32 protein-coding genes are annotated in these 26,078 nt (G+C 37.9%); 20 read left to right on the top strand and 12 right to left on the bottom strand.

Annotated features, from left to right (window positions below; all coding sequences use genetic code 11):
* Positions 1-6: 6 nt before the first annotated feature.
* From EPU_RS05160 to EPU_RS05080, 17 genes are read left to right on the top strand one after another with little or no spacing between them, the layout of a single operon-like run.
* Positions 7-192 (top strand): type Z 30S ribosomal protein S14, encoded by a 186-nt coding sequence (locus tag EPU_RS05160; RefSeq protein WP_010167341.1) that lies wholly within the window; start codon positions 7-9, stop codon positions 190-192.
* Between the two features lie 27 nt (positions 193-219).
* Positions 220-621 carry a 30S ribosomal protein S8 gene (gene rpsH / locus EPU_RS05155; protein ID WP_010167340.1) on the top strand — a complete coding sequence of 134 codons (402 nt, stop codon included), beginning with the start codon at positions 220-222 and terminating at the stop codon, positions 619-621.
* A gap of 21 nt (positions 622-642) precedes the next feature.
* Entirely contained in the window at positions 643-1,182 is a 540-nt protein-coding gene (gene rplF, locus EPU_RS05150; protein ID WP_010167339.1) for a 50S ribosomal protein L6, read from the top strand.
* Positions 1,183-1,201: 19 nt separating this feature from the next.
* Positions 1,202-1,564 (top strand): 50S ribosomal protein L18, encoded by a 363-nt coding sequence (gene rplR / locus EPU_RS05145; protein ID WP_029488055.1) that lies wholly within the window; start codon positions 1,202-1,204, stop codon positions 1,562-1,564.
* 51 nt (positions 1,565-1,615) lie between these two features.
* Complete coding sequence (gene rpsE, locus EPU_RS05140; RefSeq protein WP_044149590.1) at positions 1,616-2,095, top strand: 30S ribosomal protein S5; 480 nt, start codon at positions 1,616-1,618, stop codon at positions 2,093-2,095.
* Positions 2,096-2,104: 9 nt separating this feature from the next.
* Positions 2,105-2,290: a 50S ribosomal protein L30 gene (gene rpmD / locus EPU_RS05135; protein WP_010167335.1), complete on the top strand. Its 186-nt coding sequence runs from the start codon at positions 2,105-2,107 to the stop codon at positions 2,288-2,290.
* 20 nt (positions 2,291-2,310) lie between these two features.
* Positions 2,311-2,751: a 50S ribosomal protein L15 gene (gene rplO, locus EPU_RS05130; protein WP_010167334.1), complete on the top strand. Its 441-nt coding sequence runs from the start codon at positions 2,311-2,313 to the stop codon at positions 2,749-2,751.
* A gap of 1 nt (position 2,752) precedes the next feature.
* Positions 2,753-4,009, top strand: coding sequence for a preprotein translocase subunit SecY (gene secY / locus EPU_RS05125; protein WP_029488054.1), 1,257 nt, complete (start codon positions 2,753-2,755; stop codon positions 4,007-4,009).
* Between the two features lie 21 nt (positions 4,010-4,030).
* The gene (locus EPU_RS05120; protein WP_010167332.1) at positions 4,031-4,678 is read left to right on the top strand and encodes an adenylate kinase; all 648 of its coding nucleotides are present in this window, start codon (positions 4,031-4,033) and stop codon (positions 4,676-4,678) included.
* Between the two features lies 1 nt (position 4,679).
* On the top strand, positions 4,680-5,441 hold the full coding sequence (gene map / locus EPU_RS05115) for a type I methionyl aminopeptidase (RefSeq protein WP_010167331.1): 762 nt from the start codon (positions 4,680-4,682) through the stop codon (positions 5,439-5,441).
* On the top strand, positions 5,441-5,716 hold the full coding sequence (locus EPU_RS05110) for a KOW domain-containing RNA-binding protein (protein ID WP_010167330.1): 276 nt from the start codon (positions 5,441-5,443) through the stop codon (positions 5,714-5,716). Before map ends, EPU_RS05110 begins: the two co-directional genes overlap by 1 nt.
* 1 nt (position 5,717) lies before the next feature.
* Positions 5,718-5,936 carry a translation initiation factor IF-1 gene (gene infA / locus EPU_RS05105; RefSeq protein WP_010167329.1) on the top strand — a complete coding sequence of 73 codons (219 nt, stop codon included), beginning with the start codon at positions 5,718-5,720 and terminating at the stop codon, positions 5,934-5,936.
* A gap of 16 nt (positions 5,937-5,952) precedes the next feature.
* On the top strand, positions 5,953-6,066 hold the full coding sequence (rpmJ, locus tag EPU_RS05100; protein ID WP_010167328.1) for a 50S ribosomal protein L36: 114 nt from the start codon (positions 5,953-5,955) through the stop codon (positions 6,064-6,066).
* A gap of 23 nt (positions 6,067-6,089) precedes the next feature.
* Entirely contained in the window at positions 6,090-6,458 is a 369-nt protein-coding gene (gene rpsM / locus EPU_RS05095) for a 30S ribosomal protein S13 (RefSeq protein ID WP_010167327.1), read from the top strand.
* 24 nt (positions 6,459-6,482) lie between these two features.
* The gene (gene rpsK, locus EPU_RS05090; protein ID WP_010167326.1) at positions 6,483-6,890 is read left to right on the top strand and encodes a 30S ribosomal protein S11; all 408 of its coding nucleotides are present in this window, start codon (positions 6,483-6,485) and stop codon (positions 6,888-6,890) included.
* A gap of 42 nt (positions 6,891-6,932) precedes the next feature.
* On the top strand, positions 6,933-7,892 hold the full coding sequence (locus EPU_RS05085; RefSeq protein ID WP_010167325.1) for a DNA-directed RNA polymerase subunit alpha: 960 nt from the start codon (positions 6,933-6,935) through the stop codon (positions 7,890-7,892).
* 28 nt (positions 7,893-7,920) lie between these two features.
* The gene (locus tag EPU_RS05080; protein WP_010167324.1) at positions 7,921-8,448 is read left to right on the top strand and encodes a bL17 family ribosomal protein; all 528 of its coding nucleotides are present in this window, start codon (positions 7,921-7,923) and stop codon (positions 8,446-8,448) included.
* A gap of 90 nt (positions 8,449-8,538) precedes the next feature.
* On the opposite strand, the gene EPU_RS05075 is transcribed toward EPU_RS05080, so the two are convergent.
* From EPU_RS05075 to EPU_RS05015, 12 genes are all read right to left on the bottom strand, one after another.
* Entirely contained in the window at positions 8,539-9,651 is a 1,113-nt protein-coding gene (locus EPU_RS05075) for an ABC transporter ATP-binding protein (RefSeq protein ID WP_010167323.1), read from the bottom strand.
* 332 nt (positions 9,652-9,983) lie between these two features.
* On the bottom strand, positions 9,984-10,721 hold the full coding sequence (locus EPU_RS05070) for a WecB/TagA/CpsF family glycosyltransferase (RefSeq protein WP_010167322.1): 738 nt from the start codon (positions 10,719-10,721) through the stop codon (positions 9,984-9,986).
* An 8-nt stretch (positions 10,722-10,729) separates the two neighbouring features.
* Entirely contained in the window at positions 10,730-11,803 is a 1,074-nt protein-coding gene (gene csaB, locus EPU_RS11595; RefSeq protein ID WP_010167321.1) for a polysaccharide pyruvyl transferase CsaB, read from the bottom strand.
* Entirely contained in the window at positions 11,782-13,101 is a 1,320-nt protein-coding gene (locus EPU_RS05060; protein WP_242650845.1) for a DUF5693 family protein, read from the bottom strand. Before EPU_RS05060 ends, csaB begins: the two co-directional genes overlap by 22 nt.
* A gap of 1 nt (position 13,102) precedes the next feature.
* Positions 13,103-13,582 (bottom strand): DUF4330 domain-containing protein, encoded by a 480-nt coding sequence (locus tag EPU_RS05055; RefSeq protein ID WP_010167319.1) that lies wholly within the window; start codon positions 13,580-13,582, stop codon positions 13,103-13,105.
* Entirely contained in the window at positions 13,579-14,043 is a 465-nt protein-coding gene (locus tag EPU_RS05050) for a DUF4330 family protein (RefSeq protein WP_010167318.1), read from the bottom strand. Before EPU_RS05050 ends, EPU_RS05055 begins: the two co-directional genes overlap by 4 nt.
* Positions 14,030-15,133: a glycosyltransferase family 4 protein gene (locus EPU_RS05045; protein ID WP_029488053.1), complete on the bottom strand. Its 1,104-nt coding sequence runs from the start codon at positions 15,131-15,133 to the stop codon at positions 14,030-14,032. The genes EPU_RS05050 and EPU_RS05045 overlap by 14 nt, the downstream gene beginning before the upstream one ends.
* Entirely contained in the window at positions 15,108-16,928 is a 1,821-nt protein-coding gene (locus EPU_RS05040) for an O-antigen ligase family protein (RefSeq protein WP_083792564.1), read from the bottom strand. Before EPU_RS05040 ends, EPU_RS05045 begins: the two co-directional genes overlap by 26 nt.
* Positions 16,918-18,396: a murein biosynthesis integral membrane protein MurJ gene (murJ, locus tag EPU_RS05030; RefSeq protein WP_255347274.1), complete on the bottom strand. Its 1,479-nt coding sequence runs from the start codon at positions 18,394-18,396 to the stop codon at positions 16,918-16,920. Before murJ ends, EPU_RS05040 begins: the two co-directional genes overlap by 11 nt.
* Positions 18,397-18,416: 20 nt before the next feature.
* Complete coding sequence (locus EPU_RS05025) at positions 18,417-19,541, bottom strand: glycosyltransferase (RefSeq protein ID WP_010167313.1); 1,125 nt, start codon at positions 19,539-19,541, stop codon at positions 18,417-18,419.
* Positions 19,542-19,604: 63 nt separating this feature from the next.
* Complete coding sequence (locus EPU_RS05020) at positions 19,605-22,412, bottom strand: phosphodiester glycosidase family protein (RefSeq protein WP_029488050.1); 2,808 nt, start codon at positions 22,410-22,412, stop codon at positions 19,605-19,607.
* 12 nt (positions 22,413-22,424) lie between these two features.
* Positions 22,425-23,435 carry an LCP family protein gene (locus EPU_RS05015; RefSeq protein WP_029488049.1) on the bottom strand — a complete coding sequence of 337 codons (1,011 nt, stop codon included), beginning with the start codon at positions 23,433-23,435 and terminating at the stop codon, positions 22,425-22,427.
* A gap of 184 nt (positions 23,436-23,619) precedes the next feature.
* Between EPU_RS05015 and EPU_RS05010 the strand changes: the two genes are divergently transcribed.
* From EPU_RS05010 to EPU_RS11590, 3 genes are all read left to right on the top strand, one after another.
* Complete coding sequence (locus EPU_RS05010) at positions 23,620-24,474, top strand: deoxyribonuclease IV (RefSeq protein ID WP_010167310.1); 855 nt, start codon at positions 23,620-23,622, stop codon at positions 24,472-24,474.
* A gap of 1 nt (position 24,475) precedes the next feature.
* Positions 24,476-25,213 (top strand): elongation factor P 5-aminopentanone reductase, encoded by a 738-nt coding sequence (gene ymfI / locus EPU_RS05005; RefSeq protein ID WP_010167309.1) that lies wholly within the window; start codon positions 24,476-24,478, stop codon positions 25,211-25,213.
* A gap of 184 nt (positions 25,214-25,397) precedes the next feature.
* Positions 25,398-26,078: RHS repeat domain-containing protein (locus EPU_RS11590; protein ID WP_010167308.1), on the top strand; the 681-nt coding region annotated here is incomplete at its 3' end.

The following is a 26,078-nucleotide window of genomic DNA, read 5'->3' as shown; positions in this document are numbered from 1 at the left end:
GTTATCATGGCAAAAAAATCTATGAAAGTGAAGCAACAAAGACCAGCTAAGTTTTCTACTCAGGCATATTCTAGATGTAGAATTTGTGGCCGTCCACATGCCTATATTAGAAAATATGGTATATGTCGTGTTTGCTTTAGAGAATTGGCGTATAAAGGACAAATCCCAGGCGTTAAAAAAGCAAGCTGGTAAATTATAGAGAAAGGAGGATTGTGAAAGATGACAATGAGTGACCCTATTGCAGATATGCTAACTAGAATTAGAAACGCGAACACTGCAAAACATGATAGTGTGGAAATTCCGGCTTCTAAGATGAAAAAAGCTATTTCAGAAATTTTGTTAGAAGAAGGTTATATTAAAGGTTATGAAGTAATAGAAGATGGTGTTAAGCAGACTATTCGTATGAAGCTTAAATACGGAAAAACCAAAAATGAGAAAGTTATTTCTGGCATTAAGAAAATCTCAAAGCCTGGCTTACGTGTATATACAGATACCGATCATTTGCCAAAAGTTTTAGGAGGTTTAGGAACTGCTATTATTTCAACTAGCAAAGGTGTAGTTACTGACAAAGCAGCTAGAAAACAAAAAATAGGTGGCGAAATTATAGCATTTATTTGGTAAAAGATAAAGGAGGTGCAGGGCATGTCACGTATTGGTAGAATGCCAATAGAAGTTCCAGCGGGAACTACAGTTACTCTTGGAGATGAAAATCTGGTTACTGTTAAAGGTCCAAAAGGAACACTAGAAAAGTCTTTTGATAAGGCGATGAATATTTCAATAGAAGATAATCATGTAATAGTTAAAAGACCAAATGATTTAAAAAGAAATAGAGCTTTACATGGTTTAACTAGAAGCTTAATTTTTAATATGGTAACCGGAGTAACTGCTGGATATACTAAAGAATTAGAAATTAACGGTGTTGGATATAGAGCTCAAAAGCAAGGTAAGAAATTAGTTTTATCTTTAGGATATTCTCATCCAGTTGAAATGCAAGACCCAGAGGGAATTACAACAACTATTGAGGGGAATAAGATTATTGTTGCAGGTATAAATAAAGAACACGTTGGTCAGTTTGCGGCTGAGATCAGAATTAAACGTCCACCAGAGCCATATAAAGGCAAAGGTATTAAGTATGTTAATGAGGTTATAAGACGTAAAGAAGGTAAAACTGGTAAAAAATAATCGGTAAAGGAGAAAACTAATGGTACACAAAGAATCACGTACTGCTATTCGCGAGAAAAAACACAAAAAAGTTCGTAACAAAATTTCGGGCACTAGCAATAAGCCAAGACTTTCTGTGTTTAGAAGCGAAAAGCATATATATGCTCAGGTTATTGATGATGTTAAAGGCATAACTATTGCTTCTGCGTCGAGTATTGCTAAAGAGCAAAAATTGGAAAAAGGTGCGGATATAGAAGCTGCTAAAAAAGTTGGTAGTTTRATTGCAAAAAATGCTATGGCAAAAGGCGTTAATGAAGTGGTATTTGACCGCGGTGGATTTGTTTATCACGGACGTGTTAAGGCCCTAGCTGATGCTGCTAGAGAAGCAGGATTACAATTCTAAAGAAAGGAGAACGATACAGTGGCAAGAAGACAATTGTTTGATTATAAATCAATGGAACTTGAAGAAAAAGTTGTTACTATTAAGAGAGTAACAAAAGTTGTTAAGGGCGGACGTACTTTTCGTTTTTCAGCTTTAGTAGTTGTTGGAGATAGAAATGGTCATGTTGGCGTAGGATTAGGCAAGGCTATGGAAATTCCTGATGCTATTAAAAAAGGAATAGAAGATGCTAAGAAAAACCTGATTTTTATCGAAAGAAATGATGTAGACAGTATTTACCATCCTCTTGTGGGAGATTTTGGTGGAGCTAGCGTTTTATTGAAGCCAGCCTTTGAAGGAACAGGAGTTATTGCAGGAGGTCCTGCACGTGCGGTGCTTGAGCTTGCTGGAATTAGAAATATTAGAACAAAATCTTTGGGTTCTAACAATAAGAAAAATGTAGTTCATGCGACTATCGAAGGGCTTGCAGCTCTTAAAACACCAAATCAGGTTGCTAAATTACGTGGAAAAACTGTTGAAGAGATTTTGGGTTAGGAGGACGACATGGCAAAGATTAAAATAACTCTTATTAAATCTACTATAGGCGCTATTCCGAAACACAAAAAAACAGTAGAGGCTCTTGGGCTTCGCAAGTTAAACAGTTTTAATATTCACCAAGACAATGCTGCAGTTCGTGGAATGGCAAGACAAGTTAGCCATCTAGTAAAAGTAGAAGAAGTTAATGAATAGAAAATAAAGGAGGTGTAAGAATGGATTTATCTAGTTTAAAACCATGTGAAGGCGCTAAGAAAGAACCTTTCCGCGTTGGTCGTGGACATGGTTCTGGAAACGGTAAATTTGCTGGGCGTGGTCGCGATGGTCAAAACTCTAGAACTGGCGGTGGCGTAAGACCTGGTTTCGAAGGAGGTCAGATGCCTTTATACAGACGTATTCCTAAACGTGGATTTACTAATAGAAATTCTAAGGATATAGTGGGAATTAATGTAGAGCTTCTAAATCGTTTTGAAGATGGAGCAGACATTACTGTAGCTGCTATGAAAGAAGCAGGAATCATTAAAAATCCTAGAGATGGCGTAAAAATTCTTGCAAAAGGTGAGTTAGTTAAAAAATTAAATGTTACCGCTAATGCTTTTAGCGAGGGGGCAAAGCAAAAGATTGAAGCTTTGGGTGGCAAAGTCGAGGTGATGTAGGGTGTTTAAAACTCTTAGGACGGCTTGGAAAGTACCAGATCTGAGAAAAAGAATAATGTTTACTTTTTGGATGATGGCTTTGCTTAGAATAGGAGCAATTATCCCCGCCCCGGGGGTAAATCCAACAGCAATTGAAGAAATGTTGGCTAATATTGGAGATAACAATCTACTAGGACTGATAAATGTCTTTACTGGTGGCGGGTTTTCCACTATGGCTATTTTTGCATTTGGTGTTGGGCCATATATCACATCGTCAATCATTATTCAACTCTTAACAATTGCATTTACTAAGTTAGAGGAAATATCTAAGGAAGGTGAAGACGGTAGAAAACGGATTAATAGAATAACGCGGTATTTAACGCTGGTTATTGCAACTATGCAAGGTGGAGCTACAACTCTTTTGCTCTATAATCAAAATATTTTATTGGCGCAGACGCCACTTTACTTTTGCTTAACGTTACTTTCATTTGTTGCTGGTTCATTGTTAGTTATGTGGATTGGAGAACAGATGGGTGTAAAAGGTGTTGGAAACGGGATTTCTTTGATAATCTTTGTTAAYATTGTGTCAACGTTACCACAAACCGTAACCACACTGAGAAGTACAGATATACCAATTGCAGTTATAGCAGTCGCATTAATTGTAATCATGATAGGTTTTGCAGTTTTAATGTCTCTTGGAGAACGTAGAGTCCCTGTACAATATGCTAAGAGGATGTCTGGAAGAAAAATGTATGGTGGGCAAACTCAAAATATCCCTATTAAAGTAAATTTAGCTGGGGTATTACCTGTGATTTTTGCCATGTCACTCATTCAATTTCCAGAGATAGTCACCAATATATTTATAAAAAACCCATCTGAAAGTTGGCTTATGGTAATAGATAATCTTAGATGGACTACTCCTATAGGTGGAACTATATATGTAGTATTAATTTTTGCATTTGCTTTCTTTTACTCTTCGATTGCATTTAATCCAGTGGATATTGCAGCAAATATGAAAAAAAGTGGAGGATTTATTCCTGGAATTAGACCTGGTAAACCAACCTCGGATTACCTTTCAAAAATAGCGACTCATGTTACACTAATGGGTGCAATTTTTCTATCAATTCTAGCTTTAACACCTGTTCTTTTTCAAGTTTTTTTGAATTTACCAATCGCCTTTGCAGGCACCTCTTTATTAATCGTTGTAGGGGTTGCGTTGGAAACGGTCAAGGGAATAGAATCTCAAACACTTATGAGATCATATAAAGGATTTTTATAATAGAAGGGAATGTAGATAAAAATGAGACTAATTTTATTGGGAGCACCAGGAGCGGGTAAAGGAACACAAGCGGAGATGCTAACTGAGTTATTTCATATTCCAATTATTTCCACAGGAAATATGTTTCGTGCTCATTTGTCACAAGGCACGGAGCTTGGAATAAAAGCTAAGACTTATATGGATGAAGGAAAACTTGTCCCTGATGAGTTAACTATTGAAATAGTAAAAGATAGAATTGTAAAAGATGATTGTAAAAATGGAATTATCTTTGATGGTTTTCCGCGTACAATTGCGCAGGCACAAGCGTTAGATGACCTATTAAAAGAGCTTGATATAACTCTTGACAAAGTGATTGATGTTGAAGTGCCTGATGAAGAAATTGTAACACGTATGTCAGGAAGAACAGTTTGCTCTGGATGTGGTACTCCATACCATAATCAGTTTAAGATCGAGAAAGTGAAAGGCAGTTGTGATAACTGTAATTCCGAACTCGTTCAACGAGATGATGATAAAGAGGAAACTGTAAAGAAACGTTTGAAGATTTATCACGAACAGACCCAGCCATTAATTGATTATTATAACGCACAAGGTAAGCTTGTGGAAATTGATGGAATTGGCTCTGTTAGCTCAATTAATCTTCGGGTAAAAAAAGCGCTAGGAGTAGAGTAATATGGCAATATCCATAAAAACCGAAAAAGAGATAGCAATTATGGGAGAGGCAGCTGACATTTTAATAGAAGCTCATAAATATATAGCTAAACATATGAATGTTGGAATAACTACACGAGAACTAAATGAGTTAGCAGATAAATTTATCCGATCCTATAATGCTGTTCCATCTTTTAAGGGGTTATACGGATACCCAGCATCTGCTTGTATTTCAATTAACGAAGAAGTGGTGCACGGTTTGCCAACTGAGCGCAAATTAAAAAATGGAGATATTGTCAGTGTTGATATGGGAGTCTTTTATAAGGGCTATCATTCTGATGCGGCAAGAACTCATGCAATAGGAAATGTAGCTCCAGAAGTTTTAGAGCTTATGAAAGTTACCAAACAAAGCTTCTTTGAGGCTATGAAATTTGCTCGTTCGGGATGTCATTTGGGGCAAATTTCACAGACAATACAGGATTATTGTGAGTCACATGGATATGGAGTTGTTAGGGACTTAGTTGGGCATGGAATCGGAAAAAAAGTTCATGAAGATCCTCAAGTTCCAAACTATAAACCCAAAGGCAGGGGAGTATTACTAGAACCTGGGATGGCTCTTGCTATTGAGCCTATGATAAATCTTGGAACTTGGCAGGTATATGTCAAAAATGATGATTGGACTTATGTAACTCGAGATGGACTGCCGTCTGCACACTATGAAAATACTATTATAATTACAGAAAATGAGCCTCTGATATTGACACTCGAACCGGAGGAGAGGTAATGACTGAAAAAGTTAAAATAGGGCAACTTGTTTATTCAAAAGCGGGCAGAGATAAAACTAAGCCATTAGTAATTATAGGAATTGAAGACGAATATGCGTTTGTGGCAGATGGAAAACACCGAAAAGTTGATGCTCCCAAGCGAAAAAAAATGAAACATCTTCAATTTACTAATACTAATTTTGCTATTATAAAGAATAGAATAGTTAATGGTGAAATAATAACAGATAATGTTTTGTGGCACACAATTTGCGAGTATTTGGAAGGAGGTTTGTAACTTGGCTAAAAATGATGTAATAGAAGTAGAAGGAACGATACTTGAAAAATTGCCTAATGCAATGTTTAAAGTTGAAATCGAAGGTGGCCATGTCGTACTTGGTCATATATCTGGTAAACTTAGAATGAATTTTATAAGAGTTCTGCCAGGGGATAAAGTTACGGTTGAGCTTTCGCCGTATGATCTCACTAAAGGACGTATTATTTGGCGTTCTAAGTAGAGAAAGGAGAACTATAATGAAAGTGCGCCCATCTGTAAAAAAGATATGTGAAAAATGCAAGGTAATTAAAAGAAAAGGCCGAGTATGTGTTATTTGCGAAAATCCAAAACACAAGCAAAAACAAGGCTGATTATAAAGGAGGTGTAATTTTAGATGGCACGTATAGCAGGTGTTGACTTACCAAAAAATAAACGTGTTGAAATTGGACTAACTTATATTTATGGTATAGGCAGACCAAGTTCAAGAAAAATTTTAGAAGCAGTTGGGATAGACTTTGATACTAGAGTTAAAGACTTAACTGACGAACAAGCAGATAAAATAAGAGCGGAAATTGAAAAAACTATGATGGTTGAAGGTGACCTTCGTCGTGAAGTTGCTCTTAATATTAAACGACTTGTTGAGATTGGTTCTTATAGAGGAATTCGTCATAGACGTGGACTTCCAGTTCGTGGTCAAAAGACAAAAACTAATGCAAGAACAAGAAAAGGCCCTAAGAAAACTGTGGCTAATAAGAAAAAATAGTCGTTAAATAAAGGAGGTTAAATAATGGCGGCAGTAAAGAAAAATGCCAAAAAGTCTACTAATAAAAGACGTCGTGACAGAAAAAATGTTGAGAAAGGAATGGCTCATATCCAGTCAACATTTAATAACACAATGGTTACCCTAACAGATGCAAACGGAAACGCTCTTTCATGGGCAAGTGCTGGTGGACTTGGTTTTCGTGGTTCTAGAAAATCTACACCATATGCAGCGCAAATGGCGGCTGAAACAGCTGCAGCGGCAGCTATGGAATATGGTTTGAAACAAGTTGAAGTTATGGTAAAAGGACCTGGTTCGGGAAGAGAAGCGGCAATTCGTGCTCTTCAAGCGGCGGGTCTTGAGGTTACTTTGATTAAAGATGTAACACCTGTTCCACACAATGGCTGTAGACCACCTAAGAGAAGAAGAGTATAATTGTGCCCCAAAGAGGATTAATGATGAAGGAGGGGTTAATGGGTGTTGGAATTTGAAAAACCCAGTATTGAAATAAAAGCCTTATCAGAGGATGGTAAGTATGGTTGCTTTGTAATTGAACCGCTTGAGAGAGGTTATGGGATGACCTTAGGAAATGGACTAAGAAGAATTTTATTATCTACGTTACCTGGTTCTGCAGTAAGCAATGTTAAATTTGAAGGAGTATTGCATGAGTTTAGTACTATACCCGGTGTTAAAGAAGATGTATTAGAAATAATCTTAAATCTTAAAGGACTGTGTATTAGAGATTCGAGCGCTACTCAAGAACCTAAGATAGCATATATAGAGGTAACTGGAGAAGGTGTAGTTACAGCAGAGGACATAAAATGCCCTTTGGGTGTTGAAATTTTAAATCCTGAAATGTATATAGCAACTTTAGATGGAGATAAAAATACTAAATTATATGCAGAACTTACAATTACAAATGGACGTGGATATGAAGGCATAAGTAAATTAAAAAAGTCTGAACTTCTTATTGGAGTAATTCCTGTAGATGCAAGTTACACTCCTGTTGAAAGAGTCAATTTTAAAGTGGAAGACACCCGTGTAGGACAACAAACAGATTTCGATAGACTTACTCTTGAAGTTTTTACAAAAGGTACTATTCGTCCAGATGAGGCGATAAGTCTTGCGGCAAAAGTTTTGAGTGAGCATTTAAGTATTTTTATCGATTTATCTGAGCATGCTAAGCGTGCAGAAATTATGATTACAAAAGAAGATGATACCAAAGAGAAAACATTAGAGATGACAATTGAAGAGTTAGACTTGTCGGTTAGATCATTTAACTGCTTAAAACGAGCTGGAATCAATAATGTTCAGGATCTTACTAATAAGACTGAAGAAGAAATGATGAAAGTGCGTAATCTTGGACGTAAATCTTTGGAAGAAGTCTTTAAGAAATTGGAAGATTTAGGTCTGTCTTTGAGACCTACTGAAGAGTAACAAAAGGAAAAAGGAGGGAAAAACAGAAATGTCACAAAGAAAATTAGGACGTTATGCATCTGCTAGAAAAGCTTTACTTCGCAATCAAGTAACCAATCTAATCTATCATGGAAAGATTAAAACTACAGAAGCCAAAGCAAAAGAAATTCGAAAAATTGCAGAAAAGATTATTGCTATGGGCGTTCGTGAACACAATAACTATGAAGAAATTACTGTAACTGCAAAAGTCCCTAAAAAAGATGCAGATGGCAGACGTGTAAAAATTAAGGAAGAAGGCAAGAAAACTGAGATCGTTTTCGAAGAAGTTCAAAAAACTATTAAAAAAGATAGCCCTTCAAGACTTCATGCCAGAAGACAAATGTTAAAAGTTTTATACCCTGTAACAGAAGTTTCAAAAATGAAAAAGCGCAAAGCTGTAAAGGTTGATTTAGTGGATAAAGTTTTTAGTGAGATTGCTCCTAAATACATTGATAGAAATGGTGGATACACAAGAATCACTAAATTAGGTGCCAGAAAAGGCGATGCGGCTCCTGAAGTTATTATAGAATTAATTTAAGTAGAAGTAGCTCAATTCCTTATGGGAAGCGGGCTATTTTTTTTGCATATAAAAAGGCAGATATATTTCAATCTACCTTTTTATTAAGTATTAGTTTGTGATTGTTAATTCAGTTTCAATATCAAATAAGTGAATTTTTTCTTTATCAAAACCAAGTCTAACAGTGCTGCCTGGTTCTGCCTTACAAGAAGGATCAACTCTACCAGTCATATTTATACCCTCACAAACCATATATAGGAAGGTTTCAGAACCCAATTGCTCGGTAACTTCGACTTGTGCTTTAACTTCTGAATATTTATCAATCTCATACTCAGCAACAGTATCCAAGTCTGCAGTATGCTCTGGTCTGATGCCTAACATTATAGTTTTTTCGATATATGGCTCAAGTTTAGCAACTTTGCTTTCTGGAAGAACTAATGAAGATTTTCCAAAAGTTAATACATAGTTGTCGCCGTCTTTACTAACAACTGTTTCGATAAAGTTCATTTGAGGAGATCCAATGAATCCAGCAACGAAAAGGTTGTTTGGCTTAGAATAAAGTATACCCGGAGTATCTACTTGTTTAATAATACCATCTTTCATAACGACGATGCGAGTACCTAATGTCATAGCCTCTACCTGGTCGTGTGTAACGTAAATAAAGGTGGTTTGAAGTTTTTGGTGAAGCTTAGAAATTTCAGTTCTCATCTGAACACGAAGCTTTGCATCTAGGTTTGACAAAGGTTCGTCCATAAGGAATACTTTTGGCTCACGAACAATTGCACGACCCATTGCAACCCTTTGTCTTTGTCCACCAGAAAGAGCTTTTGGCTTTCTGTCTAAGCATGCTTCGATATCAAGAATTCTAGCAGCCTCACGAACGCGTTTATCAATTTCGGCTTTTGGAGTTTTTCTAAGTTTAAGACCAAATGCCATATTATCATAAACAGTCATGTGAGGGTAAAGAGCATAGTTTTGGAAAACCATTGCAATATCTCTATCTTTAGGAGCGACATCGTTACATTGCTTGGTTCCAATGTATAATTCACCTTCTGAAATCTCTTCAAGGCCTGCAATCATACGAAGTGTAGTTGATTTTCCACATCCAGATGGGCCTACAAAAATAACAAACTCTTTATCTGCTATTTCGAGACTGAAATCCTTAACTGCTGTAAATCCATTTGGATATACTTTATAAATATTCTTTAAACTTAATCCTGCCATGTTTAAATTCCTCCCTAATTAATTTTTCATAGTGAAAGTATAGCACCTTTTTGGAATAAATGCTATTCGCTTTTTTTATGAAAAAAAATCAGTTTTTTTGGTAATTATAGATACACATCTAAAAAATACATGTCAATTAGACTTAGAAGGGAAGGCTGATATAAATGGACAACTATTTTTTTTAGATATACCTAAAAAGTAATGAACTTTTATTGGTATTTGTTTTTGATATTTTTTGATATTAAAATTTTAACGGTAGCAAAAACTAATAATTATTAGTATATAATAATAAACCTAAAGATACTGGTGGGCTGTTTTTTGTTTAGAATGTCCTAGGGATTGATAGTTAGTTTACAATATATAACTTCAAATAAAAAAACAGGAAGTTTTAGCATTCGCTTTGCTCGCGAAGGCTCCTTAACTAATCTATAAAACCATTCTAACCCTAATTGTCTAAAAATTTTGGGTGCTCTCTTTACTTTGCCTGCCATAACATCAAAGCTTCCACCAACGCCTATAGCCACTTTAATATTTTTAAGCCGTTTTCGATGCTTATTTATAAAGACTTCTTGCTTTGGTGAGCCAAGGCCGACAAGTAGAATGTTTGCCTCAGATGCGTTGATATCCCTAATAATAGATCGTTCATTTTCGGGTTGAAAATAGCCGTCACAATAACCAACTACATCCATATTAGGATATTTGCTCTTCATGTTGCGGGCCGCAGATTTGGCTACTCCTGCTTCGCCACCCAAAAAGTAAAATCTGTTATTGCCTTCTTTCATAAGATTTTGTACCAAGTCATAGCCCGCAACGCGCTCGCGTAAACCGTTCTTTGTTAAAATCTTGGATGCAATGACAACWCCTATCCCATCAGGAATTACCATATCGGCAGAATTTAGAATTGCTAATAGTTCTTTGTCTTGTTTTGCACGCATTATGATTTCTGGATTTGGAGTACATATTAAACGCAAGCGATTAGACTTTGTAAGAAATTGGTTGGCAGCAAAGACAGCTTGCTGCATTGTAATATTATCCACTAATACATTTAGTATATTGAGCTGTTTTCTCATAAGATCTCCTAACTGTTTAATAATAAATTTTTGATATAATGGATTGGCTTTTGAATATCTTCTATATCTATTTGCTTTTCTCGTTCTAAGTTGATGTTTTGTCTAATATAATCTATTTGCTCTTTAAGCTTGGCAAATGAAATTTCTTCTATTTGAATTTGATGCGCTATATGCATTTCATTCATTATATTTTCTACTTTGGGGTCATAAGATAAGGCTATTACAGGAGTTTGTACGACAATTGCCATAATAAGGCTATGAAGACGCATTCCTATTATAAAATCAAAATTCGCTGTATAGCTTAGCGTTTCGTTGATGGTTAGAGGATGCTCTATAACTTTGATATGGGTGTGCCCAACATGCTTCGCAACGTATTTGGCTATTTGCGTATCCTGGCTGGGTTGCATACAAATAAAATACACATGGTACTCTTGCTTAATTAGATAATTGACAGTTTGGATGATGGCATCTACTATTTGAGCCTGATTTTTCCAAGGCCTTATATATATACCAACTGTTTTTTTATATTGCAGCTCTTTCTTTATTTTCTTATTGAGAGAGGTATCCAATTTTAAGGCAAAAACTGGGTCGGGGGATATGTCTATTGCAGTATGCACACCCATATTTATAAGCAGCTGACGAGATTTTTGATCACGCACAAATATTTGATTGACTTTGTTGGCTACTTTCTTAATTAGATACCTATTTGTTTGATGATTTACAGGACCAATACCTTGTGAATAAAAAACTACTTTCCTTTTAAAAAGAAGGGCTATTTGAACTATCAACAGATAATATGGTATGGTCTTAGGGCTTGTTATATCTTGAAGAAGACTTCCGCCGCCACTAATTAGAAGATCACAGTTTTTTATGGCGCTAATAATAGAGTGGAGGCTAAATCGATTTACTGCTTGCACATTATATGCAATGGTGGTGGCTTGAGGGTTATTAGAAAGTACAACTATTTCGATATTTTTAATATTTGCTCGCAACATGTTTATTATAGCAAAAAGAATTGCCTCGTCACCCGTATTATCAAACCCATAATAACCGGATATTACTATTCGTATTTTTTTATCCATTGGTTCATCACCCTAAAAATTAATATTAAAATTATTCCTATCACAAGCCCTAAAAATATGCCAATAGTTGTTCTTACAAAAGAAACGATAAATGGTGTATGCAGATGCATAAATGTGTTAATGATAGATACTTGCCCTATCGTACCTACAACTACGCAGGGGTACTTAAGTCTCCTGTCATATAAACCCAATATAAGGAGAGGATGCCCTATCAAAAATTCTTTGGTACGCGGACGAACTCCAAATAAATCATTTAACCACTGCCTCAAAACTTGCTCTATATTTGTAATTTGAGAATTTCCAGTTCGTACTATAAAGATATATAAAATGAAAGCGCCAGCTGCAGCGCCAAGTAGCAGCAGCCACCACTTTTGTCGCGAAAATACTGCTGTGAGATCATCCCCTYTGGGAAACATTACGATGGCTACCAAAATGAGGGGTATAACATGAGCAGCTTTGACTCCACGAAATAAATTTATGCCAAGCCGAAAATTTGCAAACCCCAAGATAGAGCTTATGACAATAGCGCCGATTGTTGTGGTTGCCGTAATTTTTAAAAAACAGATCAACGCAGAATCCACTGGGTAGTAGGCAAATTTACAAATTGAAGCAACGGGAAAAACTATTGCAAGAATCAACGCAGCGGCTTGTAATGTATATAATAATAGATTATTTGTAATAAATATAGCATTTATACGCTTGGGAATTGTTGCGGACACAAAATATCCATCAGCTGTCGCAGAGCGAATAAAAAGTAGTATATCATTCCGGAGCGCTGCTATACCAAATTCGTCCAATGTGAAGATAAAAATTGTGTTGGTTCGTTCGGTTAATGCCAAAAGATATCGGTCTACCCTATCTGGAGTTGAAATATGCGGAACTGTTTCGTCGGTGTAAAGTCTGGCATATGCAAAGTCTTGGGGAGCCGCAGTAGTGAAAAATTCGACCAAACTTACTCCATATAATGCGGCCCAATCTTCTTTGATGCCCTCTTCAAAAAATACATAAGAAAAATCGCCGTTAACAGCAGGTTCATCTCGTACAATGGGAATTATATTTAAACCAAAGTCTGCAACATCGGTCAAATATTCAACTGCAACAGTAAGGGTTGTAACTCCTAATGCCCTAAATTCTGCGACAACAATATCGATAGGCTTCAGCTCAGCTTCAGAAATTGCAAGCACGTCTTCATAGCGAATGCCAACTGATACGTACTTATTGTTTATCTCATCTAACACTCTGATGGTAGTAAGCATGAAAACGATAAGTAGTAAGAAAAAAATAACGTATCGCTTCATATTATTCAAGAATATCGATTTCCACGATTTGTGAACTAATAATGTTAACCCATTTGGTATACCAGCCTATATGTCCTCCCAAATATAATTCTGTGCCGCAGCTGCCAATAAGAAGCATATCGCTTTCACGACCTTCGGTGCGGATTTTAATATACGCTTCGTATTTATCTGGTGCCGCTAATTTGTATTGAGTGCCGTCGTTTAGCACTTCTATATCTGTATAAGGCTTCGACCATACATCTATTATTGTTCCCATTTCGGTGCCACTAGATGTATACGCAACGCCGGCTTTCTTGAGTGCATTGACGGTATAGTCTCGAACATCGCGGATAACGACGGTATATTCGATGGTTTTTGGTGTATTTACTGCCTGTATATTATTTATAGAAAATATAGGAAAAAATCTGATGCCGACCCCAATGAAAAAAGCAATGATCATAATACAAACGAAAAGGTCTACAATATTATATTTAAGTTTCATTCAATAACCTCCATTTCTAAAATATGAGCTTTTGAATTGTATTCTTTTGCTTTAATAAATAGAGGAGAGCCTACTTTGAGATTGATATCGCCGATGCTAAAGTTGCGGTCGGTTTCAACGGCGTCTACTTCGATAGTAATGTAAGCATTGTATTTGCCAGAAATGCTATCGACCATTTTGTACGCTTCTAGATGCTTATCAAAGGTTCTGATTTGAGTAACTTCGAGATCTACATCGGTGATAGTGCCTGTATATACATTGTCGACGCTGAGAAAAACTGGTCCAGGCTTAATTTTATCGAGAACAAATAGGTCGTTGGCTGCTATTTCAGTTAGGAGCCGAAGCTTTACAGTATCGGGCGAAAAGTCGATTGGACCGCGGTTTAAAATCGTGATTCCAACAATGGCAACCACAACTAAGGCAGCAACTATAAAAAAATCTATTATATTAAATCTCTTCAATGTTATTCTCCTTTTTTTCATAAAAATTTTTGGTCTTTGCAACCATTTGATGCGCATGGTGRTTCTGGTTAAATCGGTTGATAGCGTTGGCACTCATTGCTGCATACAAATCGGCATCCGAAAGCAGATCTGCTATGCGGGCAACAAAGCCGTCCGCATCTGCTTGCTCAACGACAAACCCGTTTTCGGCATTTGCGATAAGCGAGGGATTGCCTCCAACATTTGATACTACTGCAGGAATTCCGATGCTCATAGCTTCTAGCAATGAGAGGCTCTTTGCTTCTGTTGTAGAAGTGTTCAATATGATATCGGTCGCATTTAATATGTCTGATACGTTTTCTACAAATCCTATTATTCGGATTGTGTCTTCATCGAGATTTTTTTGACGGATAAGCTCGCGTATGTTCTCCTCTTCGGGGCCCTCTCCTGCTATCAAAGCAATTATGTTCTTGTGTGACTCTTTAAGCTTCGCAACGATTTCAATAAATCTATCTATTCCTTTTTCAGACGATAGCCTAGATAAAAGCAAAATTACTGCCTGATTGGGGGCAATGCCAAAATGAGCTCTGGTCGCTGCCGCATCAGCGTATTTCTCGATAGGCAAAACGCCAGATTCGATGATTGCTATCTTGTTTTCTGCAATGCCCATTTTCATCAATACGGGCTTGGTTTCTGCAGTAACTCCAATCACCGCATCGCATAGAAAGTTGTTGAGCCAGCGTTTGAGCTTGTTTGGTGCGGAGGCCGCCGTTTCGACGTAGTGTCTGGTATATACGATCTTGCCTATGCCCACCAATTTTGCAGATACTCGAGCTGTGAAGTTTGCATGAGTATGGACAATATCAGGACGCAGTCGCTTGAGTAAACGTGCTATTTTGTAGATGTCTTTCGCTGCCCATGAGGCGTCTTTTGCTATATCTAATTCGATAACATTTGCTCCAGCTGCGGCTAACACTGCAGCCAATTTGCTTTGCGTGGGCAACAAAAAATATAAGTCTAAGCCTGCCGCATTGGCGTTATATAAGTTTAATAAATATCTGCCAGCTCCACCAATGTTGGTATCACTACATACGTGTAAAATTTTTATCACACTCACCTCTTTTACATAATGTACTACCTAGGGTTATGATTAACCAAAATAAAAAGACAATCCGGTAGTTATAGAACGGGTAGTCAAATAATCCTTGAACAAAGAATCCTACAATGCTACACATCAATGCTAAAGCAATAATGCCGGTTTCGCTGCGTTTGTATTTGTTGAAGCAAAGCGCTAGATGCTTTTCGATACGCCACATTGAAAATAAAAATAGCACCAATCCAATAACGCCGCCCTCTATAAAAATTTGAAAAAATGCGTTATGTGAGTGCTGTGCAGGAATATAATAATAGGTATAAAAAGGATATAAATACCCAAATGACGCAGAACCAAGCCCGGCTCCAGTTAAGAAAAAGTCTGAGCCCATGCGCAATGAAGAGAGCCAGATCTTGACGCGAATTGCGGTAGATGTATCTTCCATATTGCCGATGCTTAAAATTCGTTCGATAATAGAATCTGGCAAAATGAATGGCGCTAATAATATTGCAATGATTGCTAGCCCCCAAAGTTTTCCATTATAGAATGTAATAAATATAGCAATGGCTATAGCAAGGCCGATCCAGCATCCGCGAGAGAACGTTGCCCCCAAGCATATTGCCATGGAAGCAAGCGCGCAGGCATAGAAAAAGATTGCGTGAGGAGTTTTTCGAGTAAGCAATACTCCTGCTGTAATCATAAATGCGAGTATGAGATAGACTCCCAAAATGTTTGGATTATCAAGCGTCGAGTATGCGCGGTCTGTAATCGAAAACACAGAAGGATCGATCCAATTTTGGTTTATGCCCCACCCAAATACATATTGCAAAATTCCATAAATCGAAACCAAGGTTCCGGCAATCACAAAAAGTTTGACGCATCGAATTATAATTTCGCGGCTTGTTAGTAACTGTAGCCCAACTATATAAAATCCAATAAATAGCACATACACGGCAAAGATTGATAGGCTAGCTAGTCGCTGAAATGATAAGACAGCGCTGAAAAAATATACTATTAAAAGCCCCATCAGTATAAATCCGATGTCATCTAAAAACCACTTATGTTCTGTGTTTAAAAGATTTCGTATAAATGTTGAAACAATAACCAACACGGTCAAGCCCAATATCAACTTGGTGTCAAATATCGGCCCAGAAAGTACCAGTAAATATAAACCATAAACAGGATTTAAGAATACAAAACCTACAATCGTGAGCCCAGCTGCTACTGCAAATGCTGCAACAACTCCAGAAAACGCCAAAAGTGCAGAGCACATAAGCCCAAGTGCTACCCCATAAGTTGCAGCTAAAACTTTGTTTGCCTGATAATCGATACATACAATCTTAAAGTCGGCCATCTCAAATAATTTCGTAAATATAGCGCTCCCAGAAATGAGTTCGATCATATCTACCTTGGCTATTAAAAATATAATTGCTATCAAAAAAATAATCAATGCAGGTGCCGATACTCCAGCAGTGGCCAGCTCATAGACCGCAACGGTTAACATAAAGGCCCCGATCAAAGTTGAATTAATCCGCATCAGCATATACAAATAATTGCGAAAGTGCCGAAGTATAAAACTGTCACGTATATATTTTGCATCGAATTTTGTGGCAACAACATTAAGCTGCTGAAACGGCCAAAAGAATATTCGAAAAGTTAGGCTCTCTTGAAGCTGCAGCCGAAACGGATTCACAAATATCATATGATAGAAGATACTTTGCGCCCATAGCTTTGAAAACAATCGGCATATTTTATCCAGACACTGCGACATCCTACTGGAAGTGTATTGCTGAATCAAAAATTTATTGTCCATTTGATACTCCTTTCATTAATTCGGTTAAAATCTTTACTCTAAAAATCAATGCCAACGCAAAGTATTCGAGAGCACCTAAAATTGTGGGTACGAAAACTTTTGCGGCGGACCCAGTGAGCGATCGCTCGACATAATATACTGTGATGCCCATAATTAATCCTGCAGTAGCGATTTTGGCAAATTCTAGGTAGTCTGCTGCTGTAATTACCTTTGCAAAGAGTTGGTTCAGGTGATAAAAGTTGATTACAAATGTGGCGATTGCACCAGCTGCAATAGAAAATCCCAAGCCCATAATTCCAAAATATTTTGGCAATATAAAGCATAACGCAATGGTGAAAACTGCTCCTGTAATTCCTGCGAGCATAGCAACTCGTGCGCGATTCTTTGCGTAGAAAATCTTGTTGAGTGCCTCGTTATATGAGAATGCCAGCATGGCGAAYCCAATGCTAGTTAACGCTCTGCCCGTTTGCAAGCTGTCTGCTGAAGTAAAGTTGCCGCGCTCATATGCAAAGCTGACTATCGGAACTCCTAACACAATCAGGCCAATCATAATAGGAACGATGATAAATGTAATGCTTTTTAGTATGATGCGCACCAGGGATACAAATTCATCTGTAGCGGCTCGCGCAAGATATGGATAGCTCAAGTTGGAGATAACGTAGGCGAATATTCCAGAAATTACAACGTATAGGCGGTTGGCAAGTTCCATATAACTAACTGCATTTCCRCCATCGATATATGACGCCATTTTCATGTTGATCAAAGAAGAAACGGGGTATGCCCAAGAGCTGAYYAATATTGGCAATGCCAGCTTGACTGCTGCGCATATGTTTGTACTGGCAACTGCAAAGCGGATTTTGTATCGAAAGCCAAATTTATAAGCTGCTGGGATTTGAACCGCAACTTGCAATGCCCACGACACAAGCATCATTACTGCAAGCCCATATATATTGCGATTAAAACACAAGTATGCTATGACCGCGGCGTTTGATATCAAGCTTAAGATGGCAGTAATATAAAACTCTTGATTGCAATTTAAAATGCCCACCAATGTATATGCGACGCCCGTAAAAATGATCATGGGGAACATGATTTGTAACAAGTGTGTGGCAAGGTCGAGTGTGGCCTCTTCCGCACCAGAAAGTGTAAAGCTGATTATGGGGGCGGCAAATATCATTCCTGCGACAGTAACTGTTGCGGTAATCATTAGCACCAAGTTGGTGTAGTCGGTTGCAAAGTCGTTGGCTTCTGCTGCACCAGTTGTTGCAGTGATTTGAGTGTATATCGGAATAAATGCTGCACTGACGACGCTACCCAGAGTGATATCAAACAGTGTTAAGGGAATTTTGCTTGCCGCCAAAAAGGCAGTGAGCTCAAAGCTGGCACCATATATTGATGCCAAAAATATTTCACGAAGAAGGCCTAGTACTTTGGAGATGATGGTGATTGCGGCCATAAAGCTTGCCACTTTTAGCGTGTTTCGGTAAGTCAAAGTTGGGCCCAAACCTTATCGTAGAGTTTGATGTTGTCGAGGGTCATCTTTTGGATAGAGTAATTTTTGAGAACAATCGAGCGGTTGTATTCTCCGAGAACTATTTTGTCTGGTAGGTCGATCAAAGAGAGAATATCTTGTAAAAGAATTTGGGGGTTGCTCATAATTTCACCTCTGCACGTAAAGTTAGATTCCATTGCGGTCGTGAGCTTGGTGTGGTCAAAAATTCCGATGTAGCCTTCGTTGCCTGCAATAATGGTGGGGCATTTTGCGCACATGGCTTCTAGCGCTGCACGGCTGACCCCTACAAATATATCTGTGAGTGCTAAAAATTGGTTGACTTTGGTACTGGCCCCTGCCATAACGATGTAGTTTGTGCTCAGCTGTTTGTTGATATGATTTGCTCTGGTCTGAATATATTCAAAGTCCGCACCATCGCCAACAATGACAATCTGAGTGTTTGGTTGTTGCGCATATAAATCCGACGCTAAGTCTAGAAGTTGCTGCGCGACCAAGCTGCGTTCTCTATCTAGGCGACTGATATGGCCAATTATGGTTTTGGAAGTATCGATATGAAAAGTTTCTTCTATATTATGTGTATCTAAATCTTTTCTAAAAGTTTCTGGGTTGATACCATTAATAGTAACAAAAATATTCTGAGGATTAATTTTATAGTTGTCAATCAGGTATTGTTTCAAGTCTTGGCTAACAGCGATGCTGGCCTGGCCCCAATTAGAATTGAGCCTATATATTGGGCTGGTGCTGAAAGGGGCGTGGACGCTGGTAACAAAAGGAAATTTCATAGTCTTATGGAGCAAGCCAAGCGTAAATGCAGGAATGCGTGCGTGTGCGTGGACTATATCGATTTGTTCTTTTTCTATAACTTTTTTGAACAAAATATATGAGTCTAGTATGTTCTTTGGATTTTTGTCATGCAAAGGTAGCTTTATGTGCTGTATCCCACGTTTTTTTAACTCAGCAACATATACCCCGCCGTTTGATGCAACAATTGGAGTATACCCAAGCTGCCGTAGTCCGGTGGCAAGTTCGAGAACGTGGGTTTCCACGCCCCCAATGTCAAAACTCATTGTAGCAAGAAGAATTGTTTTGTAGTTTCGCAAAGTGTTCATCCCTTTTATATGAAGAATTATTACTTGTATTGTCTCTTGTATGATTACTATCTGTCAAGGGCTTATGTTTCTAAATGTGTAATAAATTCGATTTCCCTCAACTTTAAATTGCAAAAACGAAGCTTTGGCAAGGTCATCTTCAGAAATGTTTAGACCAATAGTATTTATATAGCGAACATTATCTATAATTTGGACTTCGTTTTTGTTGCGAGTGGTGGTAATAACAAATACGTTTTTGTCTAGAGATGCGAGATAATCGTGAAATGCGGTGCCCTCTTTTGTATTGGAAAAACCTGTAAGAGGATTATGTTCGGTAACAAGAATAATGTGGTTCTTAGAAGTATTATCTAGTACGTTCTTTATATTTGACCACCCGAGCGTATTGGTATCGATAATACTGTGGTTGCTAGTATCCAAATAGACCAATTGAACGTCTTTATATATGGTTTGCCAAAAGCCAAAATTGGTGCGATAGGCATTGAGAATATCGAGCGGGATGTTGTCTTTGGAAGCCATAATTACCTGTGCGCCATCTGCAGTGAGTGCTGAGGTGAGTGACTGCTGTAGATCTTCGGCGAGCATAAAGCTGTTGGTGTGAGTGGGGCCTATAATATTGATGTAATATTCACCAGTTTGGAGCCTAAAATTTTCTGTATATAACGGATCAAATGTGTGGTCGGTGGCTGTTCCAAAATTGCCAGAGATGTTATTGCCTCGGGTTGCGGTGAGGTTGTCGAAGTAGATAGTGTTGCTAGTTTTCTTTGCGGTGGTTGGTGCAGAAATATATAGAGAAGTAACTCTTGCAGGCAGATCTATCTCCGCAGGTAGGTCGACGCTCAGCTTGCGATATTGATCAAAGTCGAGCTCGTTTGCTAGTGTAAGGAAATATATTTTGCCGCTCTGATCCATTACCTCAATTTTTAATGTATCTGCAGAATTATTTCCTCGAACCATTAAATTTAGACGCATAGAATCGGTAGGCAATATGAGGGGGTCGGGAAATGTTACTATTGCAGTMGAGCGAGTTTTATTTGGCGAAAAGGTATAGTTTACCGCAACAGCGCGCTTGCCATGATTTGCAAACCACGTTGATGCTTTTACTGAGCCAGAAACTTGTGGTGTATCTCCAAACCATGTTGGAAGCGCATCTTCAAACGATTCGATAGACACTTCGGCGGCACCAATAACTATGCTTGCAGCAGCAGTCAGATCATGATAGCTTGCCTTAAGCACTGCAACTCCAGCTTTGGTTGATGAGATCGTATAGTTATTGATCTTGAGAAGCTCTGAAGGGTCGGACAGTTGTGCTGCAGCGATTTCGATTTGATCGCCCTCGTTGGTTGTGCCGATAATTTTAACTGTCTGTTTGGCACCAACATTCAAGTTTATGACAGCGGGCTCGATTTCTATGCCTACTAATTTTTCTGCAACATGAATTTTAACTTCAGATTCTACACCGTCTTTTGACGCTACAATAAATGCGTTGCCCGCAGTCTTGGGAACAATCGTATTGTTGTCTGTGATGTCGGCTTCGATACCTATAATCTCAATATTATAATCGYTGAGTTCGATAGGATTTGAAGATTGGTCGATTCCAGTGATTGCAAATGTTATGGGTTCGCCTACTGCAGTTATGGAGCGATCGATAGTTAGATGAATGTCGTCGAGTTTGTCGGGCTTATTGATAGAAAAGATGCCAAGGCCGTTCATAACTTTGCGTTGCGCACCATCAGATGGTAARTTTTGTACCGAGAGATCGAATTCTCCTCTGTCTCGCGCAACCATAGTAGTGGAGCCGCCACCATCTAAATACATCGCATCCTTGGCACCTAGATCCAACAAAATTTGGATGACCTCATCATGTGTGGCACCGGCAGAGTATTGGCGCCCATCGATGGTGATAAGTAATAATTCTCCAAACTTATCTGTTGTGGCAATGAGCGTGCGGGGATGGCGGACCTGTTTTCCCACGATGTTGGCAGCGCCCAAGTAAGGATGCCCATCTTGTAAAATTAGACCTCCGCCGCCGATGCCAAATATAAGTTCGTTGATTTCAGGAAGATTATGGAAGTTTGGCAAGCTTTTGTTGCTAAGAGCAGTATCAACGTGAACTGTTACTGGCATGCCGATAGGAAATTTGCGAAACATTTCTGATGCGAAGGAGTTGTCCATCACGACTGCAAAGCCATTTTTGGGTATGTCTACTGCCCCAGAAGTTTTGTGTAAAGCCACCACACCATTTTTGATAACCAGTGTGGCAGCGCGTGGAAACTTTGCAGTAATCTCGTTTGTAGTTGCAGTGTATTGATCATCCAAGACGACAGGAAGATTGAAGTATGTACCGATTTTATTGTAGCCATTTGCATAGGCAACTTCACCGTTTGAAGCATGGAGCGAAACAGTCGTATCGATATAATCCATCAGTATGTTTAAATTTTTATCAACAAAAACGCTTGCCATATTCATTTCTGGACCCACTTCTGCTAGCTCTGTTGAGTAAATTTGCTTGACAGCGCCATCGGCAATAGCGGCGCCAAAGCTAGGGACTGTGCTGGTGAGACTGAAAAAATCAGCATTCACAGCAGCAACAGCACCTGTATCGGTGGCCATTTTATATATTGTTTGTTTGGTATCGAAAACGCCCGCATCGATGGGTGCAACTTTAACATTAAAATTAGTTAAATCAACTTGCAATACATTAACATCAAGCCAACCAATATTTGTTACAAGGCTGGTTTGAGTGTGTAAAACCCCTTCKGTTATAATTTGTTCCTCTTTGATTTCGTGAAAAACATCGAGGGCATAGGCATCATTTGTAGCTAGAGTGGTTAATATAATCATTAATAGTATTGGTAATTTCATATCATCCTCATCCTATTCAACGTGTTCGAAAAATATGCTTTTGCTGAAATCTTCTATGGCGGCCATATCTGGAATAAAGTAYGAGATATGTCCTATATACTGCCCCTTTCCAGGTAATGTATAAAAATGGAGATTGTCTAAGCTAAAGTCTTTGAGATAYCCATAATATTGGAAAATTTCGGTAATTGATATATCTGTTTTAATGGAGCTAAATAAAATTTGAATTAGGTTAGGTATCTTAAGAATAATAGACGGGCTAAGTACTTTGTCAGCAAACGCTTCTAGAAATAGTTGCTGCATCTTAATTCTGTCGACATCACCACCAGGCATAGATCGATATCGAACAAACTGCTCGGCCTTGACACCGTCTAGTAACTGCGGGCCAGCTTTTAAATCGATATACAAAGCTTGAATGGGGTCGTAATAATACATATCAATCGGTACGTCAATATAAACACCACCAACCGCATCTACAATTTCGCGAAAGGCAGTTAATGAAACTATAACGTAGTTGTCTATTTGAATGCCGAGCAAGTTTTCGATGTAAGCTAATGCATAATTATCTATGTTGTCTATACCAGTATATGAAGACATTTCGTTGATTTTGGTAACGCTCATTGTGTAGCCATGTTGCTTGCGCATCGCAGTTTTTTGGGCTTGAGTCCACTCAACTCGGGTATCTCGCGGAATAGAAACAAGATTGATTTTGCCGGTTATGGAGTTRTAGTTGGCAACGATAATGACGTCTGTTCGATAGCCTTGGGCGTCTGTTCCAAGTAYAGCAACGGTTTTGTTTACTTCTTCTATATCGGTTGCAGCGACAGGTGTGCTGACTTGTGTAGATGCGACAGCGGTGGTGAGTGCCGCAGGATGATTAGAAGGATCTGAGGGATCTGTAGAATCGACATAGATATGTTTTTGATAGGCCCAAATGCTTCCACTAAAAATTAAGGCTAGAACAATTGAGGTGACAATAAAAGAGTTTATAAAAAAGTTAAAAAATCCTTTCGATGGTTTTTGCATAGATTACCCCTTTTTCTGTATTTTTTAATTTGCATTAATATTATGCCACTATCTTATTAAATGTTCAAAAATCCACTTAATTATACCATAAATAATATAAAAATCAATTAACCTCCCCTTGAACTAAACTACAATATTATCTAGTATATTAAATTAGATAGAAAATATTAGGAAGGACATCAATATGCTAAAAATTGGTTCACATGTTTCTATGTCTAATGGATTAATAGGAGCTGCAGAAGAAGCGTGGTCGTATGGAGCAAATACGTTTATGATTTATACAGGAGCACCGCAAAACACTAGGCGTTCTCCAATTGAGAAGCTGAAAATAAAAGAAGGTCAAGAATTTATGAAGGCCCATGGAATTAGCGATATAGTAGTTCACGCACCATATATTATTAATCTTGCTGCAGCCAAGGAAGACACTTATGCCTTCGCAAAAGAATTTTTGAAGCTAGAATTAGCTAGGACAAAGACACTAGGATCAGAATATCTGGTGATTCATCCGGGAGCATATACTTCCGCTACCTTAGACGAAGGGATAGATCGTATAGTTGCAGCAATAAATAGTGCGTTACAAGAAGATGGGCCCACGCTGTTGTTGGAAACGATGTCTGGAAAAGGAACAGAGATCGGAAAAAATTTCCACGAGATAAAGAGAATTATTGCAGGAGTTATAATTAAAAATAAGATTGGAGTCTGCTTCGATACATGCCATCTTCATGACAGCGGCTATGATATTGTAGAAGATTTCGACGGAGTTCTAAAAGAATTTGACGAATTGGTCGGAAAGGATTATATTAAGGTGGTGCATCTTAATGGCTCAATAAATGTGCGAGGAGCCAAAAAAGATAGGCACGCGAATTTGGGAGCGGATAGAACTAATCCACGAGGCGAAGATAAAATTGGGATCACTGCAATTAAAAAGATCGTTGCAAATCCAATATGCCAAAATATTCCGCTAATATTAGAAACTCCGTGGTTAGATAAAAATACTAATTTGTATAAGGAAGAGATTGAACTGTTGAGAGGGAACTAAAATGAAAAATAAGATTGTGCTTGTTACAGGTTCGTCGCGTGGGATCGGAAAGGCTATTGCGAATGCTTTTTTAAAGCAGGGGGATTATGTAATACTAAATTCGGGTAATAGCGAAGAAGAATTGATTCAAACTTATGAAGAGTTTATGTCACGGGGTTACCCATGCACTTATTATAAGGCTGATTTAGCTATATACAAAGAAGCTTTATCCTTGTTTGACTTCATAGTGGAAAAAACTGGATCATATCCAGATGTAGTAATCAATAATGCAGGCATAAGTTATTACAAACTTTTTACGGAAACCAAGCCAAATGAATGGACAAAGGTTATAAATACCAATCTAAATTCTGCATATCACTGTAGTTATCTAGCATTGCCATATATGATAAAAAACCATTCTGGAATCATCATCAATATTTCATCGATTTGGGGAAGCGTTGGTGCTTCATTAGAAGTTGCGTATTCTACGAGCAAAAGCGCTTTGCATGGGTTTACTAAGGCACTAGCAAAAGAGGTTGGGCCATCTAATATAAGAATCAATGCAATAGCCTGTGGGTGGATCGACACTGGAATGAATAATCTATTTGACAACGAAGATAGAGCGATATTTTTAAACGACGTACCGTTGATGCGAGCAGGAAGTGTAACGGATGTTGCCAAAGTTTGTTTGTTTCTGGCAAGCGATAATGCGAGTTATATTACGGGGCAAATCATTACACTCGATGGGGGGCTAACCTAAGAAATTGATGTAGCAGCTGTAGATGATACAGTTGCTGCGTTACAAAATAATGAGAGGGGTGAATGTAAAGTTGGTGGTTTACCTTTACATTTTTTTATGCTAAGATTAAGAAAAATTATATACAAGAAAAAGGACCCGAACATAAGATAGTAGTATGATGAAAAAGTAGAAAGGAAAAATTATAATGAAAAAAATTTTAATGTCTAAATTGATAGCAGCAACTGTTTTATTAAATATTTCGCAAATAGCAAGTGCTGTTGAGATTCCAAAACCAGAGGCATTTGAACTTCTTCCTGCTTTAGTACATGTATTTCCAGAACAGGCAGAAGAAGCAGAAGACAAAGAAATTGATCCCGATATAGAAGTAGAAAGCAATCTTATTGCAAAGCAACACTATTGGGGTGGAGAAGTTGGGCTTATAGAAACCTATGTCTACAATGAGTCTGATCAGTTAATACAAAAAATTGAAACAGAAGGAAATACGCAGTTAATAACAGAATACAACTATAATAAAAATGGTGACTTGGTACAAAAAGTTAGTTCTAATGGTGAAATAATAGATTATTTATACAATAAATGGGGAAATATGGTTCAGGAAATACGCCATCATGATATCTACGAAACAACAACAACGTATACTTATGAGTATGACGATTATAACAACCTAACAAAGAAGGCGTTTTTTAATACCCGAGACCAAATAGATGCGGATACCTATGTGTACAATGATCGGGGGCTGCTGAGCGCTGAATATATAGAGGGAAATAAATATCCTCGATGCAAATATTTTTATGATGAAAATGACAATTTGATAAAGATAGAGTATTATGTGGTAGAGAAAAAGTTGGCTACAAAAGAATTGTCA

Source organism: Candidatus Epulonipiscium viviparus (genome assembly GCF_000171335.1).
GTDB lineage: Bacteria > Bacillota > Clostridia > Lachnospirales > Cellulosilyticaceae > Epulonipiscioides > Epulonipiscioides viviparus.
The sequence above is the reverse complement of the archived record's forward strand: the minus strand, read 5'-3'. Positions and strand labels throughout refer to the sequence as shown.